The sequence below is a fragment of the Streptomyces sp. NBC_00354 genome (assembly GCF_036106915.1).
In the GTDB taxonomy this organism is placed as follows: domain Bacteria; phylum Actinomycetota; class Actinomycetes; order Streptomycetales; family Streptomycetaceae; genus Streptomyces.
In genome coordinates, this window is sequence record NZ_CP107983.1 from 6,084,153 (window position 1) to 6,100,350 (window position 16,198).

The following is a 16,198-nucleotide window of genomic DNA, read 5'->3' on the forward strand; positions in this document are numbered from 1 at the left end:
ACGCGGAGCGGTGGCGAGGTCCCGCTGCGCGGAGTCTTCTCCCCGCCCCGCCCTTTCGCCGTTCCCCGGGGCTCCACCCCGGACCCCGCGCCTCGAACGCCGGCGGGGCTGGATTCGCCGGGCGGGGAGAAATGGCTGTGGCCCGACCCCCTGGCGGGGATCGGGCCACAGGGCGGCCTCAGGGGCCGCCGGCGCTTACGCCTTGCGGAGGCGGAACGTCAGTGCGAGGGACTCGTCCGTGAACGGCTCGCCGTACGCGGCGTCCGCGTCGCCGGACGCGAAGTCCGTCGACAGGACCTCGTCCGCGATCAGGGTCGCGTGGTCCGTCAGGGCCGTGACGACCTCCGGGTCCGACGAGGACCACCGCAGGGCGATCCGGTCCGCGACGTCCAGGCCGGAGTTCTTGCGGGCCTCCTGGATCAGGCGGATCGCGTCACGGGCCAGGCCCGCCAGCCGCAGCTCCGGGGTGATCTCCAGATCCAGGGCCACCGTCGCGCCGGAGTCGGAGGCCACCGACCAGCCCTCGCGGGGGGTCTCGGTGATGATGACCTCCTCCGGGGAGAGGGAGATCTCCTCGCCGTTCAGCGAGATGACCGCCGAGCCGGACCGCAGGGCCAGGGACAGCGCCGCGGCGTCGGCCGCGGCCACCGCCTTCGCCACGTCCTGGACGCCCTTGCCGAAGCGCTTGCCCAGCGCCCGGAAGTTCGCCTTGGCGGTCGTGTCCACCAGCGAGCCGCCGACCTCGGAGAGCGAGGCCAGGGAGGAGACGTTCAGCTCCTCCGTGATCTGCGACCGCAGCTCCGGCGACAGGCCGTCGAAGCCCACCGCGCCCACCAGAGCCCGCGACAGCGGCTGGCGCGTCTTGACGCCCGACTCGGCGCGCGTGGCGCGGCCCAGCTCCACCAGGCGCCGTACCAGCTGCATGTGCTGGGACAGGGTCGGGTCGATCGCCGTGGTGTCCGCGACCGGCCAGGTGGAGAGGTGCACCGAATCCGGGGCGTCGGGGGTGACCGGGACGATCATGTCCTGCCAGACCCGCTCCGTGATGAAGGGGGTCAGGGGGGCCATCAGGCGGGTGACCGTCTCCACGACCTCGTGGAGGGTGCGCAGCGCGGCCTTGTCGCCCTGCCAGAAGCGGCGGCGGGAGCGGCGCACGTACCAGTTCGAGAGGTCGTCCACGAAGGCGGACAGCAGCTTGCCGGCGCGCTGGGTGTCGTAGGACTCCATCGCCTCGGTGACGTCGGCCACCAGGGTGTTCAGCTCGGAGATCAGCCAGCGGTCCAGGACCGTGCGCTCCGCCGGGGCCGGGTCGGCCGCCGAGGGGGCCCAGCCGGAGGTGCGGGCGTACAGGGCCTGGAAGGCGACGGTGTTCCAGTACGTGAGGAGCGTCTTGCGGACGACCTCCTGGATCGTGCCGTGGCCGACCCGGCGGGCTGCCCACGGGGAGCCGCCGGCCGCCATGAACCAGCGCACCGCGTCCGCGCCGTGCTGGTCCATGAGCGGGATCGGCTGCAGGATGTTGCCCAGGTGCTTGGACATCTTGCGGCCGTCCTCGGCGAGGATGTGGCCCAGGCAGACCACGTTCTCGTACGAGGACTTGTCGAAGACGAGGGTGCCGACCGCCATCAGTGTGTAGAACCAGCCGCGCGTCTGGTCGATGGCCTCCGAGATGAACTGCGCCGGGTAGCGCTTCTCGAAGATCTCCTTGTTCTTGTACGGGTAGCCCCACTGCGCGAACGGCATCGAGCCCGAGTCGTACCAGGCGTCGATGACCTCCGGGACGCGGACGGCCTCGAGCGAGCAGCCCTCGGCCGTGCAGGTGAAGGTGACGTCGTCGATGTACGGGCGGTGCGGGTCCAGCGCGCTGTGGTCCTGGCCGGACAGCTCGCTCAGCTCGGCGCGGGAGCCGATGCAGGTGAGGTGGTTCTCCTCGCAGCGCCAGATCGGCAGCGGGGTGCCCCAGTACCGGTTGCGCGACAGCGCCCAGTCGATGTTGTTGTTCAGCCAGTCGCCGAAGCGGCCCTGCTTGACCGAGTCGGGGAACCAGTTCGTCTTCTCGTTCTCCCGCAGCATCGCGTCCTTGACGGCGGTGGTGCGGATGTACCAGGACGGCTGCGCGTAGTACAGCAGCGCGGTGTGGCAGCGCCAGCAGTGCGGGTAGCTGTGCTCGTAGGCGATGTGCTTGAAGAGCAGGCCGCGCGCGTCGAGGTCGGCGGTCAGCTTCTCGTCGGCCTTCTTGAAGAAGACGCCGCCGACCAGCGGGACCTCCTCCTCGAAGGTGCCGTCGGGGCGGACCGGGTTCACGACCGGCAGGCCGTACGCGCGGCAGACCGCGAGGTCGTCGGCGCCGAAGGCGGGGGACTGGTGGACCAGACCGGTGCCGTCCTCGGTCGTGACGTACTCGGCGTTCACGACGTAGTGGGCGGGCGCGGGGAACTCCACCAGGCCGAAGGGGCGCTCGTACGTCCAGCGCTCCATCTCCTTGCCCGTGAAGGTCTCGCCGGTGGCCTCCCAGCCCTCGCCGAGGGACTTCTCCAGCAGCGGCTGGGCGACGACCAGCTTCTCCGAGCCCTCGGCGCCGGTGCGCGTGGCCACCACGTAGGTGACCTCGGGGTGGGCGGCCACGGCCGTGTTGGACACCAGGGTCCACGGGGTCGTCGTCCAGACCAGCAGCGCCGCCTCGCCGGCCAGCGGGCCGGAGGTCAGCGGGAAGCGGACGTAGACGGACGGGTCGACGACCGTCTCGTAGCCCTGGGCCAGCTCGTGGTCCGAGAGGCCGGTGCCGCAGCGGGGGCACCAGGGGGCGACGCGGTGGTCCTGGGTGAGCAGGCCCTTGTTGAAGATCTCCTTCAGCGACCACCACACGGACTCGACGTACTCGGGGTCCATGGTCCGGTAGGCGTCGTCCAGGTCGACCCAGTAGCCCATCCGGGTCGTGAGCTCGGTGAACGCGTCGGTGTGGCGGGTCACGGACTCGCGGCACTTGGCGTTGAACTCGGCGATGCCGTACGCCTCGATGTCCTGCTTGCCGTTGAAGCCCAGCTCCTTCTCGACGGCGAGCTCGACGGGCAGGCCGTGGCAGTCCCAGCCGGCCTTGCGGGCCACGTGATAGCCGCGCATGGTGCGGAACCGGGGGAAGACGTCCTTGAAGACGCGGGCCTCGATGTGGTGCGCGCCGGGCATGCCGTTCGCGGTGGGCGGGCCCTCGTAGAAGACCCACTCGGGGCGTCCCTCGGACTGCTCCAGGGTCTTGGCGAAGGTCTTGCTCTCGCGCCAGAAATCGAGAACGGCGTGCTCGAGGGCGGGCAGGTCGACCTGGGCGGGTACCGGGCGGTACTGCGGCGGTGTGGTCATGAGGCTGAACTCTTCCTCCGGCGGGATGTCACTTCCGTCCGGAGGGACGAGAGCCGCCCCTGAGAATCCAGGACGTCTGCTCCCGCGGTACCACCCTCCTTGGCCGCCGGACGGATCCGGTGGCCCCCTCATTGGGGTGCGAAGCCGGTTCTACTCGCCCCACGGGAATCCGTGCGGGTTTTCTTCCGGCGGCTCAGGGGTGATCCTTCGCATCGCGCTCGCCCCCGGGCTCTCACCGTCCCCGGGTCGCTCATGGCTGCGTCCGACGCTACTCGTCCCCGTCCATGCCTCTCGCTGGGCCCAGTGTACGGGGCGGGGGCGCGCTCGGCAGACCGGTTTACGGGGGGTCGGGGCGGGGGTTCCGGCGGGCCTCGGGGCGGGGTGCGGGCCGGCGGCCGGGCGGGGGCGCGGCATGACCCGAACGGGCCGATGGGCCGGTCCGGGCTCCGGTGTGACGCGTGGGGCGGATTACCGGGCTCCCTGATGGGCACAACGGATGCAGGTTGGCATCGATGGACGCGTGCCCCGTTGCCGCGAGGCCGGAGTCGATTTATCGTTCCGGCACGATTCGCGCGCAAGATCACAGTATGTGAAGGGGCCGCGGCCATGGTGGCGAAGAAGACCGCCGACAGAACTGCCGACGAGGCTGTCGGAAAGGCCGCCGGGAAGGCGACGTCGGCCGAGAATGCGGCTCCGGCCCGGAAACCGACCGCTGTCGGGAAGAAGGCCGCGAAGCCGGCGGCCGGGACGGCGGTGAATTCGGTGAAGTCGGTGAAGCCGGTGAAGCCGGCGACCAAGGCGACCACGGCGGCGGCCAAGGCGGCCGAGAAGGCGCCCGCCAAGAAGACGGCGGCCAAGAAGACGGTGGCCGTGAAGGCGGCCGCCGGGAATACCCCGGCCAAGAAGACCTCGGCCGTGAACACGGCGGCCGTCGACAAGACGGCCGCGAAGAAGGCGACCGGCGTCGGGAAGACGACCGCGAGGAAGGCCACGGCCAAGGCGGCCGGGGCCGAGGGGGCGGCGCACGCCGCGCAACAGACGGGAGCCCGGAAAGTGGTTGCCAAGAAGAGCACCGGCACGGCCAGGAAGACGGCTGCGGCCGCCACCAGCGGCCTGCCGAAAGCCAGGGCCACGGCGGGCCTGGCGCCGGGCGAGCTGGCCGTACGGCCCGGCGAGGACCCCTGGACCCCGGCGGAGGTCGCCGAGGCGCGCAGCGAGCTGCAGAGCGAGGTCCTGCGGCTGCGGCACGAGCTGCAGGCCTCCGACGAGGCCATCTCGGGGCTGATGCGGGACTCCGGCGACGGCGCGGGCGACGACCAGGCCGACACGGGCACCAAGAACATCACCCGGGAGTCCGAGCTGGCCCTCGCCGCGAACGCCCGCGAGATGCTCGAACAGACCGAGCGGGCCCTGGAACGGCTGGACGCGGGCACGTACGGGCTCTGCGAGAACTGCGGCCAGCCCATCGGCAAGGCCAGGATGCAGGCCTTCCCGCGGGCGACGCTGTGCGTGGACTGCAAGCAGAAGCAGGAGCGGCGGCACTGAGCGGGCGCTGAGACGGCGCGGACCGGGCTGCCGCCGCAGGCGGACCCTGACGTACTCTCGTGTCTCGTCAGGGTCCAGGGACCTGGCAGGGCTGTGTCGTCGGCAACCTGGTTCGAGCTAGTCGAGGGACTCACGTGGCAGAGGCGGAGAGCATCATCGGTACGCCGGAGGTCGGGGACGACGCCCAGCCGGAGTCCGTCGAGCCCAAAGGGCGTCGGCGGATCGTCGCGCTGCTCGTCGTCGCGCTGCTCGCCTACCTGCTCGACTTCGGCAGCAAGATGCTGGTCGTCGCGAAGCTGGAGCACCAGCCGCCGATCCGGATCATCGGCGACCTGCTGAAGTTCGAGGCGATCCGCAACCCGGGCGCCGCGTTCGGCTTCGGCGAGGCCTTCACCATCATCTTCACCTGCATCGCGGCCACCGTGATCATCGTGATCGTGCGGCTGGCCCGGAAGCTCTACAGCCTGCCGTGGGCGATCGCGCTGGGCCTGCTGCTGGGCGGTGCGCTGGGCAATCTCACCGACCGCATCTTCCGTTCGCCGGGGGTGTTCCGGGGGGCCGTCGTCGACTTCATCGCGCCCGCCCACTTCGCGGTCTTCAACCTCGCGGACTCGGCGATCGTGTGCGGCGGCATCCTGATCGTGCTGCTGTCGTTCAAGGGTCTGGACCCGGACGGCACGGTCCACAAGGACTGATCGCGCACCGGTCGGCCACCGTTCGCGGGAAAGCTGCGCTGCCGAGTCCTGCATACTCGACAGGTGAGTACGATTCCCGAGATCCGCACCCTGCCCGTTCCCGATGGCCTCGAGGGCGAGCGCGTCGACGCCGCCATCGCCCGTATGTTCGGTTTTTCCCGGACGAAGGCGGCCGAGCTCGCCGCCGCGGGGAAGGTGTCGGTCGACGGCAGCGTCGTCGGGAAGTCCGAGCGCGTGCACGGCGGCGCCTGGCTCGAAGTCGAGATGCCCGCGCCGCCCCGGCCGGTCGAGCTCGTCGCCGAGCCCGTCCCGGGCATGGAGATCGTCCATGACGACGACGACATCGTCGTCATCATGAAGCCGGTGGGCGTCGCCGCCCACCCGAGCCCCGGCTGGACCGGCACCACCGTCATCGGCGGCCTCGCCGCCGCCGGCTACCGGATCTCCACCTCCGGTGCGTCCGAGCGCCAGGGCGTCGTGCACCGCCTCGACGTCGGTACGTCCGGCCTGATGGCCGTCGCCAAGTCCGAGCGCGCGTACACCTCGCTGAAGAACCAGTTCCGCGAGCGGGTCGTGGACAAGCGCTACCACGCGCTCGTACAGGGCCATCCGGACCCGATGAGCGGCACCATCGACGCCCCGATCGGCCGCCACCCCAGCGCGGACTACAAGTGGGCCGTGACCCAGGAGGGCAAGCCCTCCGTCACCCACTACGACCTGATCGAGGCCTTCCGCGCGGCCTCGCTGCTCGACATCAAGCTCGAGACCGGGCGTACGCACCAGATCCGCGTGCACATGTCCGCGCACCGGCACCCCTGCGTCGGCGACCTCACGTACGGCGCCGACCCGACCGTCGCGAAGCGGCTGGGCCTGACCCGGCAGTGGCTGCACGCGGTGCGGCTCGGTTTCGAGCACCCGTCGGACGGCCAGTGGGTGGAGTTCGAGAGCACCTACCCGGCGGACCTCCAGCACGCGCTGGACGTGATCCGAGCCGAGAGCGAGTGACGTCCGGCGCGGACTTCGCCGTCCGGGTGGCCGCCTCCGAGGCGGACCTGGCGGCGTGCTTCGCGGTGCGGACCGAGGTGTTCGTGGTCGAGCAGTCCGTGCCGGAGTCGATCGAGTACGACGCGTACGACGCGGTCGCGGTGCACGTGCTGGCCGTGGGGCCGGACGGGGAACCGCTGGGCACCGGGCGGCTGCTGTACGGGCCGGCGGCGCTGGGCAAGACGGGCGGCGACCTGACGGTCGGCTCGCTCGGGCGGCTGGCCGTACGCAAGGCCGCGCGCGGGCTGGGTGTGGGGGTGGCGCTGGTGCGGGCCATCGAGGCGGAGGCCGGGCGGTTGGGGCTCTCGGCCGTCGACCTGGGCGCGCAGACGCATGCCCTCGGTTTCTACGCCGGGCTGGGGTACGTGGCCTACGGGCCGGAATTCGAGGACGCGGGCATCCCGCACCGGGCCATGCGGCGCACCTTGCCGTAGCCGGGCAGCGGAGCCGCCAGGTGGGCGAGGCTTCGCCGGGGCAGGGTCATCCGCGGCCGGCGGTACGGCAGGGTGGGGGAGTGGATCAGCTTGCTCTGCTGTTCGTGCTGCTGCTCGGGGCCGTGGTCACCGTGCCGCTCGGGGATCGGCTCGGGCTGCCCGCGCCCGTCCTGATGACCATCGGCGGGGTCGCGCTCGCGCTGGTGCCGGTCGTGCCGAATGTCGACATCCCGCCCGAGTTCATCCTGCCGCTCGTGCTGCCCCCGCTGCTCTACGCCTCGGTGCAGCGCACCTCGTGGCGGCAGTTCGCCGCCAATGTCCGGCCGATCCTCCTGCTCGCCGTGGCCCTCGTGTTCGTCACGACCGCCGCCGTCGGCGCCGTCGCGTACGCGGTCGTCCCCGGGCTGCCGCCGGCCGCGGCCCTTGCGCTCGGCGCGCTCGTGGCCCCGCCCGACCCCGTCGCCGCGACCGCCGTCGCCGGATCGCTCGGGCTGCCGCGCCGCATGGTGTCGATCCTGGAGGGCGAGGGCCTGTTCAACGACGTCACCGCGATCGTGCTGTACCACGTGGCCATCGCCGCCGCCGTCAGCGGCAGCTTCTCCTGGCCGGAGGCTTTGGGGGAGTTCGTACTCTCCGCCGTGGTCGCGGTCGGTGTCGGGCTCCTGCTGGGCTGGGCCGCCAACGCGCTCATGGGGCGGCTCGGCGACGCCACGCTGCAGATCGGGCTGACGCTGCTGGTGCCGTTCGTGGCGTACGTAGTGGCCGAGGAGCTCAAGGGGTCGGGGGTGCTGGCCGTACTGACGACGGCCCTGTTCCTCGCCGAGTACGCGACCGACGCGGACGACGTGCTGGGGCGCCTCGCCGGGCACACCTTCTGGGAGGTCGTGGACATGCTGGTCACGGGCGTGGCGTTCGGGCTGATCGGGCTGGAGCTGCACAACGTGTTCGGCGTCGCGAGCGGCCGCGAGTGGGAGATGGCGGGGTGGGCGGCCGCCGTGATCGCGGTGGTGGTCGGCGTACGGCTGATGTGGCTGCTGCCGGCCGGGTGGCTGGCCAAGCGGCTGCACACGCGGCGCGACTACGACGAGGAGATCCCGCTGAGCTGGCGGGAGAGCGTGGTGATGTGGTGGGCCGGGATGCGCGGGGTGGCCTCGGTGGCGCTGGCCCTGGCCATTCCGCTGAAGGTGGAGGGCGGGGCGCCGTTTCCGGGGCGGGACCAGATCATCTTCATCGCCTTCGCCGTGATCATGGTGACGCTGGTGTGCCAGGGGCTGACGCTGCCGTGGCTGGTGCGGCTTCTGGGTGTGGAAGCCGATGAGGATGCCGAGCGGGAGACGGAGCGGCAGCTGGCGATCCGCGCGGCGAAGGCCGCGAAGCGGCGGCTGAAGGAGATCGAGGAGGTGGAGGACCTCCCGGAGGACCTGGTCGAGGTGCTGTACCGGCGGGCGTACGACGTGGGGGCCAGGATCAGCCCCGACATGGTCGACGAGGAGCGGCGGGAGGCGTACGCGAAGCGGGTGGAGCGGATCCGGGACGTCCAGCGGATCCAGCGGGAGATGATGTCGGCGGCGCGGCACGAGGTGCTTTCGGCGCGCAGCGAGCCCGGCGCGGATCCGGAGATCGTGGACCGGGTCCTGCGCCACCTGGACGTCCGCAGTCTCCGCAGCACCTGACCGGCCCGCCGCCCCGGCCCCGCCGGGGGGCGGGGGCCGGCGGTGCCGGGCCCGGGGTGCGGTCAGACCTGGTAGTGGGACGGGGCGAAGAGGGAGAGGTTCGAGGCTATCCACGCCGACGTGTGGGACAGGCCCTGCGTCAGGGAGACCTTCGGCTGCCAGCCCGCCCACTCGCGGGCCCGGGAGTTGTCCGACAGGAGGCGCTGGACCTCGCTGCCCGCAGGGCGGAGGCGGGTATCGTCCACCACGACGCGGGCGTCGCGGCCCGATGCCCGGATCAGGGCCTGCGCCAAGTCCCCGATGGAGATCTCCTGGCCCGTTCCGAGGTTGACCACCTCGCCCAGTGCCCGATCGCATTCCGCCACCGCGAGAAAGCCCTCCGCCGTGTCCGTCACGTACGTGAAGTCCCGGGTCGGGGAGAGGGAGCCGAGGCGGATCTCCCGCGCGCCCGCGTGCAGCTGCGCCAGGATCGTCGGGATCACGGCGCGCGCCGACTGGCGGGGGCCGTACGTGTTGAACGGCCGCACCACGGTCACCGGCAGCTCGAACGCGTGGTGGAACGACAGCGCCATCATGTCCGCGCCGATCTTCGACGCCGAGTACGGGGACTGCGGCTGGAGCGGGTGGGTCTCGGCGATCGGGGCCGTCAGGGCCGTCCCGTAGACCTCGCTCGTGGAGGTGTGCACGAGGCGACGCACCCCGTGGCGGCGGCAGGCCTCCGCCATGTTCTCCGTGCCGGTCACGTTGGTCTGGACGTACGCGCCCGGCGAGGCGTAGCTGTACGGGATCCCGATCAGCGCCGCCAGGTGGAACACCGTGTCGCAGCCCTCCACCGCGTCGCTGACCCGGCCCGCGTCGCGGATGTCGCCCGCCCACATCTCCACCGGGCCGTCGGGGTCCGCGAGGTACCGCGCCAGGTTGCCCTTCTCCGCGTACGGCTTGTAGTGGACGAACGCGCGGACCCGGGCGCCCCGGGCCACCAGCAGGTCGACCAGGGTGGACCCGATGAACCCCTCCGCTCCGGTGACCAGGACCGTCCGGTCGGTCCAGGGGTTCGCCGTGGTCGTGGTCGTGGTCGTGGTCGTGTGCGTGTTCATATGCGCTCCAGGGTGGGAAGGGGGACGCCGGCCACGCGGAGGACCTCCGCCGCCAGCAGTTCGGCGGCCCGGGCGTGCGGGCCGGGGTCGGCGGCGCCGGCCATCGCGGACAGCCGGGCCGGGTCGGCCAGCAAGGGGCCGAGCAGGACCGCCAGCCGGTCGGCCGTGGTCTCGCCGTCCGGCAGCAGCAGGCCCGCTCCCGCGTCGGTGAGGACCCGGGCGTTGTGGGTCTGGTGGTCGCCGGGGGCGTGCGGGTACGGGACGAGCACGGCCGGGACGCCGGTCGCCGCCAGCTCGGCCACCGTCGCGGACCCGGCCCGGCACACCACCAGGTCGGCGGCCGCGTACACGAGGTCCATCCGGTCCAGGTACGGCACGGCCCGGGCGATCCGCTGCCCGCCGCAGGCCGCGAGATCGGCGGCGGTGTCCGGCAGCGCCTGCGGACCCGTCTTGATCAGCAGCTGTACGTCGTCCCGCCCCTGCCAGAGCCCGGCCAGCCCGACCGCGGCCGCGGTGAGCCGGGCCGCGCCCAGGCTGCCGCCGTTGAAGACGATCAGGCGGCGTCCGTCGGGGACGTGCAGGGCCCGCCGGGCCTCCGCGCGCAGGGCCGCGCGCTCCGGGCGCGACAGCTCCGCCAGCCGTGCGAGGGCCGCGGAGATCGGCATTCCGGTGGTCAGGGCGTGCGCCCCGCCCGCCAGATGGGCCCGGCTGCGGTCGAAGGCCACCGCGATGTGCGGGGTGAGCCGGGCCGCGAACTGGTTGGCGCGGCCCGGCACCGCGTTGGACTCGTGGATGACGGCCGGCAGCCCCGCCATCCTGGCTCCCAGCACGGCCGGCGCACTCGGGTAGCCGCCCATGCCGACGACGGCGTGCGCACCCTGGGCCCGGATCACCGACCGGGCCTGCCCGGCCGAGCGCAGCAGCGCGGCGGGCAGCAGATAGCGCTTCGCGCCGAGCGACGGGTCGAACGGGATCATGTCGACCGTGTGCAGGCGGTGGCCGGCGGCCGGGACCAGCTCGGTCTCCAGACCCCGCTCGGTCCCGATGAACGAGACCACGGCATCGGGGACGGCCGCGCGCAGCGCCTCGGCGAGGGCGAGCCCGGGGTAGATGTGGCCGCCGGTGCCGCCCGCGCCGATCACGACCGACAGGGGCGGCATTCCTTGCGTGTCTCGTGTGCCTCTTGTGCCTTGAGTGGTCATGGGCGCAGGCTTCCGGTGCGCCCTAAGAACGTTCTAAGAGGTTCTCTCAGAACTGTTTGGCAGGCTTTGCCCCATGAGCAGCACGAGTGCGGACACGAATGGGCAGCGGATCCTGGTCGTGGACGACGAGCCCGAGGTCCGGGCCGCCGTCCAGGACGGGCTGGCCGTCGAGGGGTACGAGGTACGGGGAGCCGCCGACGGGCTCGCCGCGCTGTCGGAGGTGGCCGGCTGGCAGCCCGACGCGGTGGTGCTCGACGTGATGATGCCCGTGCTGGACGGGCTCGGGGTCTGCCGGCAGCTGCGCGCGCTGGGCGACCGTACGCCCGTACTCGTCCTGACCGCGCTGGACTCGGTGAGCGAGCGGGTCGACGGCCTGGAGGCGGGCGCCGACGACTACCTGGTCAAGCCGTTCGCGCTGGACGAGCTGGTGGCCCGGGTCCGGGCCCTGCTGCGGCGGGCCGCGCCCGATCCGGCCGGTGCGGCCGTACTCGGGTTCGCGGACTTGCTGCTCGATCCCGAGACGCGCACCGGAAGGCGCGGCGGGCGGCCGCTGGAGTTCAGCCGCACCGAGGCGGCACTGCTGGAGCTGCTGCTGCGCCACCCCGGGCAGGTGCTGCCCAGGGAGCTGATCCTGGAGCTGGTGTGGGGGCGGGACTTCGGGCCGGACTCCAACTCGCTGGCCGTGTACGTGGGCTACCTGCGGCGGAAGCTGGAGGCCTGCGGCGAGCCGCGGCTGGTGCACACCGTCCACGGGGTCGGGTACCGGCTGGGCACGGCGTGAGCGGCGGCGCAGGCGGGAAAGGGCGGCGCAGGCTCGGGGCGCGCTGGCGCAGACGGCGGCCGCTGCGGACCCGGCTGGCGCTGGCGGTCACCGCGGCGGTGGCGCTGGTCGCGGTCGGGGTGTGCACGGCGGCGTTCTTCGTCGTACGCAGCGCCCTGTACGAGCAGCTCAACCTGAGCCTCACCCAGTCCGCGCGGCTCGCGGCCCAGCGCAACCCGGACTCCGGGCCGGGGACCCTGGCCGGGGAGTGCCGGTTCCTGGCGGCGCCGGCCTGCGCGGAGGTGGTGCCGGCGGACCCGGCGGACGACCCGGCCGCGCCGTACCTGCTGCCCGTGGACGCGGCGTCGCGGGCGGTGGCCGCCGGGCGGCACGCGCCGTACTACACGGACATCGTGCACGCGGGGCACCCGACGCGGATGCTCACCACCGACTACGCGAAGGGGCGGGCGCTGCAGGTGGCGCTGCGGGCCGACACCGTAGAGAAGGGGATCGAGGAGGCGGCGTGGTGGCTGGCGCTGATCGGCGGGGCCGGAGTGCTGGTGGCGGCCGGGCTCGGGTACTGGGTGTCGCGGACCGGGCTGGCCCCGGTGACCCGGCTCACGGCCACCGCCGAGCGCATCGCGGCGACGCGGGATCCGCGGCACCGGATCGAACTGCCGCCGCCGGGGCCGCCGGGCAGGGAGGACGAGATCACCCGGCTCGCCGGGAGTTTCAACACCATGCTGGGCGAGCTCGAGCAGTCGGTGACGGCGCAGCGGCGGCTGGTCGCGGACGCCTCGCACGAGCTGCGGACCCCGCTGACCGCGCTGCGGACGAACGCGGAGCTGCTGGCGCGGGGGGAGCGGCTGACGGCGGAGCAGCGCGAGCGGGCCTCGCTCGCGCTGGGGCGGCAGCTGCGGGAGGTGACGGGGCTGGTGAACGACCTGATCGAGCTGGCCCGGGACGAGGAGCCGCAGCCGCTGGTGGAACAGGTCCGGCTGGCTCCGCTGGTGGAGCACTGCGCCCAGGTGGCGCGGGCGCACTGGCCGGCGGTTCCGTTCCGGGTACGGGTTCCGGAGGGGGCGGCGGCGCCGGCGGTGGTGCCGGCGGTGCCGGCGCGGCTGAGCCGGCTGCTGTCCAACCTGCTGGACAACGCGGCCAAGTTCAGCCCGGCCGGGCGGGGGGTGGAGGTGGAGCTGACGGCTCCGGCCGGGGCGGGCGGGGCCTACGGGCCGGAAGTGACGGTCCGGGACCACGGTCCGGGGATCTCGGAGCAGGACCTGCCGCACGTCTTCGACCGGTTCTACCGGGCCGGGGCGGCCCGCGCGCTGCCCGGGTCCGGGCTGGGGCTGGCCATGGCGCGGCAGATCGCGCGGGCGCACGGGGCGGAGCTGACGGCGGAGGCCGCTCCCGGGGGCGGTGCCCTGTTCCGGCTGACCTTCGGTGCGTGACCGGCCGACCCGACTTCTCCCGGGGCTCCGCACCCGACCGCGCCTCAGGTCGCCGGGCGGGGGGTGGCCTCGGAGGCCGCGATGCGGGGCAGGGCGTACGGGTGGTGGGTCACCAGCCAGGCGATCAGGCGTTCGCGGACCGCGCAGCGGACCGTCCACAGATCGTCCGCGTCCTTGGCCGTGACCACCGCGCGGACCTGGACCGTGTGCGGTGTGGTGTCCGTCACGGCCAGGCCGGAGCCGCGGGCGTCCCACTGCGGGATGTCCTTGAGGATGTGCTGGAGCTGCTCCCGCATCAGGTCGACGGGGGCGCTGTGGTCCAGGTGCCAGAAGACCGTGCCGGTCATCTGCGCGCCGCCGCGCGACCAGTTTTCGTACGGCCTGCCTGTGAAATACGACACAGGCATGGTGATCCGGCGCTCGTCCCAGGTGCGGACGGTCAGGGACGTCAGCGTGATCTCCTCGACCTTGCCCCACTCCTTGTCGACCACCACCGTGTCGCCGATGCGGACGGTGTCGCCGAAGGCGATCTGGAGGCCGGCGAAGAGGTTGCTCAGCGAGGACTGGGCCCCGATGCCCACGACGATGCCGAGCACACCCGCGGACGCCATCATCGAGGCGCCGAGCGTACGCATCGGCGGGAAGGTCAGGAGCATGGCCGCCACCGCGACCAAGACGACGATCGCGGTGACCGCCCGGTGGATCAGAGTGACCTGGGTGCGGACCCGGCGGACCCGGGCGTCGTCCTGGGTCACCGCGGCGTAGCGCGCGTACGTGGAGTCGACGGCGGCGGTCGCGACGCGCACCGCCAGCCAGGACACGGAGGCGATCAGTACCAGGGTGAGGGTCCGGCCGACGGCGAAGGCGTGATCGGGCAGGATCCCGGCGCTGCGGTAGGCCGCTCTGAGCAGAGAGGTGCAGAGCACCACCTGGAACGGCAGTCGGCAGCGGCGCAGCAGACCCCACAGGGGGGTCTCAGAGTGCAGGGCGTCGGCCCGGCGCAGCAGCAGGTCCAGCACCCATCCGGCGATCAGGGTGATGACCAGCGTGCCGCCGAGGACCGTGAGGGGGCGCAGGACGGTCTCCATTTCCATGGGTAGGAACGTAACCGGAAGCGGTCCGCGCAAACTGGCACGATGGGGGCATGAACATCATGCTTTTCCATTCGACGTACGGGCTGCGGCCCGCGGTGCACGAGGCGGCCGACCGGCTGCGCGCGGCCGGTCACCAGGTCCAGGTGCCGGATCTCTTCGAGGGGCGCACCTTCGAGACCGTCGAAGAGGGCATGGCACACCGGGACGAGATCGGCCGTGACGAGCTGCTCAAGCGCGCGGTCCTGGCCTCCGCCCCCTACTCCGACCAGGGCCTGGTCTACGCCGGCTTCTCCTTCGGAGGTTCCGTCGCCCAGCACTTGGCGCTGGCCGACGAGAAGGCGCGCGGGCTGCTGCTCCTGCACGGGACGGCGGACCTGGAGGAGGACACCGCGGTCGACGAGCTGCCGGTGCAGCTGCACATCGCGGATCCGGACCCGTTCGAGACGCACGACTGGCTGACTGCCTGGTACCTGCGGATGCAGCGCGCGGGTGCGGACGTGGAGGTGCACCGCTACCCGGGTGCCGGGCACCTGTTCACGGACCCGGGGCTCGACGACTACGACGCGGAGGCCGCGGAGCAGACCTGGCGGGTCGCGCTCGCCTTCCTCGACAGTCTGTAGGAGCAGGGGAAATGAATGAGGGGCAGGGCACCGATGCGTGCCCTGCCCCTCTTTCGCTTCAGGTCGTGACTAGCCGCGGTACGCGCTCCACATGCTCTTCATGCGGGACACCTGACCCGCAGTGAACTGGTACATGCAGGAGTCGTACGTGTAGTCCATGAAGTTGTGGATCGGGTCGACGCCCGTCTTGTTGGTGCAGCTGTCACGGCCGGTCGGGCACTCGAACGCCGCGCTCTTCTCGGCCGGGGTGTCGGAGACGGAGTCGCCGCTGCCCGAGCAGCCGCCCTGGAAGGTGTGGTACAGGCCCATCCAGTGGCCGACCTCGTGGGTGCCGGTGTCGCCCTCGTTGTAGTTGGCGGCGGAGCCGCCCGGCAGCGAGGTGTTGAGGACGACCACGCCGTCCATCTTCGGCTGCGAGGCGTAGGAGCTCGGGAAGGTCGCCCAGCCGAGCAGGCCGCCGCCGAGGTTGGCGGTGTACAGGTTCAGCGCGTTCGCGCCGCCCTTGCGCAGGGCGTTCTTCATGTCCTTCTCGGCCTGGGTGCCGTCCGAGACGTTGTACCAGGCGGCGTTGTCGGTGTAGTCGGTGGAGACCAGCGAGAACTGGTAGCCCGAGTCGACGTTGCCGGTGCCCTGGCCGCTGTAGGCGGAGTTGAGGACCGCGATCTGGTTGTTGATGTCCGTGGCGGTCAGCTTGCCGGCGGTGCCGGAGGTGATGACGTGGACGTAGACCGGGATGGTCGTCGCGGCGGTCACCTCGGCGGCGCGCATCTGGCGCTGCGGGCCGAGCTCGGCGCTCTTCTTGGCCAGGTCGGCGTCCATGGCCTTGGCCTGGGCGTCCGTCACCTCGTTGGGCTCGGCCGCGTGGTCGTCCTTCGGGCGGGCGACCCGGGCGCCCGCGGAGGCGTCGGCGTCGGCACAGGCCTCGGAGCCGGTCTTGGGGGCCGCGGCCACGGTCGTGGGGGCCGTGAGCGGGGCGAACGCCAGGGTTCCGGCCAGAACGGCCGTGCCCATGAGGCGGCGTCGGAGCATGGGGGATATGCGGGCGGAAGCGCGCACGTGGACTCCTCGCGAAGCGTGGTGGGGGGTGAGGGATTTCCTCACGCTGGCGCGAAGCTTATGTGTCCATGTCATGCACTGAGCAAGCCCTTTAAGTAAAAGATTTGTTGCTTCTGAGGCCGAAGGGGCTCCTGGTCTGCACCAGGAGCCCCTCTGAACAGCAGATTTGACAG

13 protein-coding genes are annotated in these 16,198 nt (G+C 72.3%); 8 read left to right on the plus strand and 5 right to left on the minus strand.

What is annotated here, in order from left to right:
• Positions 1-195 precede the first annotated feature (195 nt).
• Positions 196-3,354: an isoleucine--tRNA ligase gene (ileS, locus tag OHT74_RS27890; RefSeq protein WP_328621732.1), complete on the minus strand. Its 3,159-nt coding sequence runs from the start codon at positions 3,352-3,354 to the stop codon at positions 196-198.
• A gap of 606 nt (positions 3,355-3,960) precedes the next feature.
• Between ileS and OHT74_RS27895 the strand changes: the two genes are divergently transcribed.
• The 5 genes from OHT74_RS27895 to OHT74_RS27915 all read left to right on the plus strand — a co-directional run bounded on the left by OHT74_RS27895 (position 3,961) and on the right by OHT74_RS27915 (position 8,745).
• A complete protein-coding gene (locus OHT74_RS27895; RefSeq protein ID WP_328621733.1) occupies positions 3,961-4,899 on the plus strand; it encodes a TraR/DksA family transcriptional regulator in 939 nt (312 codons plus the stop codon).
• A 134-nt stretch (positions 4,900-5,033) separates the two neighbouring features.
• A complete protein-coding gene (lspA, locus tag OHT74_RS27900) occupies positions 5,034-5,594 on the plus strand; it encodes a signal peptidase II (RefSeq protein ID WP_266667885.1) in 561 nt (186 codons plus the stop codon).
• 63 nt (positions 5,595-5,657) lie between these two features.
• Positions 5,658-6,599, plus strand: a complete 942-nt coding sequence (locus OHT74_RS27905) for an RluA family pseudouridine synthase (protein WP_030291914.1) — start codon at positions 5,658-5,660, stop codon at positions 6,597-6,599.
• The gene (locus OHT74_RS27910; RefSeq protein ID WP_266667893.1) at positions 6,596-7,072 is read left to right on the plus strand and encodes a GNAT family N-acetyltransferase; all 477 of its coding nucleotides are present in this window, start codon (positions 6,596-6,598) and stop codon (positions 7,070-7,072) included. Before OHT74_RS27905 ends, OHT74_RS27910 begins: the two co-directional genes overlap by 4 nt.
• Before the next feature lie 80 nt (positions 7,073-7,152).
• Positions 7,153-8,745, plus strand: a complete 1,593-nt coding sequence (locus OHT74_RS27915; protein WP_266667895.1) for a Na+/H+ antiporter — start codon at positions 7,153-7,155, stop codon at positions 8,743-8,745.
• A 62-nt stretch (positions 8,746-8,807) separates the two neighbouring features.
• Here OHT74_RS27915 and OHT74_RS27920 read toward each other — a convergent pair whose 3' ends face one another.
• Together OHT74_RS27920 and OHT74_RS27925 are read right to left on the minus strand one after the other, a co-directional pair.
• A complete protein-coding gene (locus tag OHT74_RS27920; RefSeq protein WP_328621734.1) occupies positions 8,808-9,842 on the minus strand; it encodes an SDR family NAD(P)-dependent oxidoreductase in 1,035 nt (344 codons plus the stop codon).
• A complete protein-coding gene (locus tag OHT74_RS27925) occupies positions 9,839-11,002 on the minus strand; it encodes a UDP-N-acetylglucosamine--N-acetylmuramyl-(pentapeptide) pyrophosphoryl-undecaprenol N-acetylglucosamine transferase (protein WP_328621735.1) in 1,164 nt (387 codons plus the stop codon). The genes OHT74_RS27920 and OHT74_RS27925 overlap by 4 nt, the downstream gene beginning before the upstream one ends.
• Positions 11,003-11,117: 115 nt before the next feature.
• Between OHT74_RS27925 and OHT74_RS27930 the strand changes: the two genes are divergently transcribed.
• Together OHT74_RS27930 and OHT74_RS27935 are read left to right on the plus strand one after the other, a co-directional pair.
• The gene (locus tag OHT74_RS27930; protein ID WP_266667901.1) at positions 11,118-11,825 is read left to right on the plus strand and encodes a response regulator transcription factor; all 708 of its coding nucleotides are present in this window, start codon (positions 11,118-11,120) and stop codon (positions 11,823-11,825) included.
• Positions 11,822-13,255 (plus strand): sensor histidine kinase, encoded by a 1,434-nt coding sequence (locus OHT74_RS27935; protein WP_328621736.1) that lies wholly within the window; start codon positions 11,822-11,824, stop codon positions 13,253-13,255. Before OHT74_RS27930 ends, OHT74_RS27935 begins: the two co-directional genes overlap by 4 nt.
• Positions 13,256-13,299: 44 nt before the next feature.
• Here the strand turns inward: OHT74_RS27935 and OHT74_RS27940 are convergent, their stop codons facing one another.
• Positions 13,300-14,349: a mechanosensitive ion channel family protein gene (locus tag OHT74_RS27940; protein ID WP_443047582.1), complete on the minus strand. Its 1,050-nt coding sequence runs from the start codon at positions 14,347-14,349 to the stop codon at positions 13,300-13,302.
• A gap of 50 nt (positions 14,350-14,399) precedes the next feature.
• Between OHT74_RS27940 and OHT74_RS27945 the strand changes: the two genes are divergently transcribed.
• The gene (locus OHT74_RS27945; RefSeq protein ID WP_266667905.1) at positions 14,400-14,969 is read left to right on the plus strand and encodes a dienelactone hydrolase family protein; all 570 of its coding nucleotides are present in this window, start codon (positions 14,400-14,402) and stop codon (positions 14,967-14,969) included.
• Between the two features lie 69 nt (positions 14,970-15,038).
• On the opposite strand, the gene OHT74_RS27950 is transcribed toward OHT74_RS27945, so the two are convergent.
• Entirely contained in the window at positions 15,039-15,980 is a 942-nt protein-coding gene (locus OHT74_RS27950; protein WP_328623407.1) for a zinc metalloprotease, read from the minus strand.
• Positions 15,981-16,198: the final 218 nt, after the last annotated feature.

Excerpts from the sequence above, each read along its gene's own strand:
- ileS (WP_328621732.1), bottom strand. The coding sequence starts at position 3,354 with ATGACCACACCGCCGCAGTACCGCCCGGTACCCGCCCAGGTCGACCTG.
- OHT74_RS27895 (WP_328621733.1), top strand. The coding sequence starts at position 3,961 with ATGGTGGCGAAGAAGACCGCCGACAGAACTGCCGACGAGGCTGTCGGA.
- OHT74_RS27920 (WP_328621734.1), bottom strand. The coding sequence starts at position 9,842 with ATGAACACGCACACGACCACGACCACGACCACGACCACGGCGAACCCC.
- OHT74_RS27925 (WP_328621735.1), bottom strand. The coding sequence starts at position 11,002 with ATGCCGCCCCTGTCGGTCGTGATCGGCGCGGGCGGCACCGGCGGCCAC.
- OHT74_RS27930 (WP_266667901.1), top strand. The coding sequence starts at position 11,118 with ATGAGCAGCACGAGTGCGGACACGAATGGGCAGCGGATCCTGGTCGTG.
- OHT74_RS27940 (WP_443047582.1), bottom strand. The coding sequence starts at position 14,349 with ATGGAAATGGAGACCGTCCTGCGCCCCCTCACGGTCCTCGGCGGCACG.
- OHT74_RS27945 (WP_266667905.1), top strand. The coding sequence starts at position 14,400 with ATGAACATCATGCTTTTCCATTCGACGTACGGGCTGCGGCCCGCGGTG.
- OHT74_RS27950 (WP_328623407.1), bottom strand. The coding sequence starts at position 15,980 with ATGGGCACGGCCGTTCTGGCCGGAACCCTGGCGTTCGCCCCGCTCACG.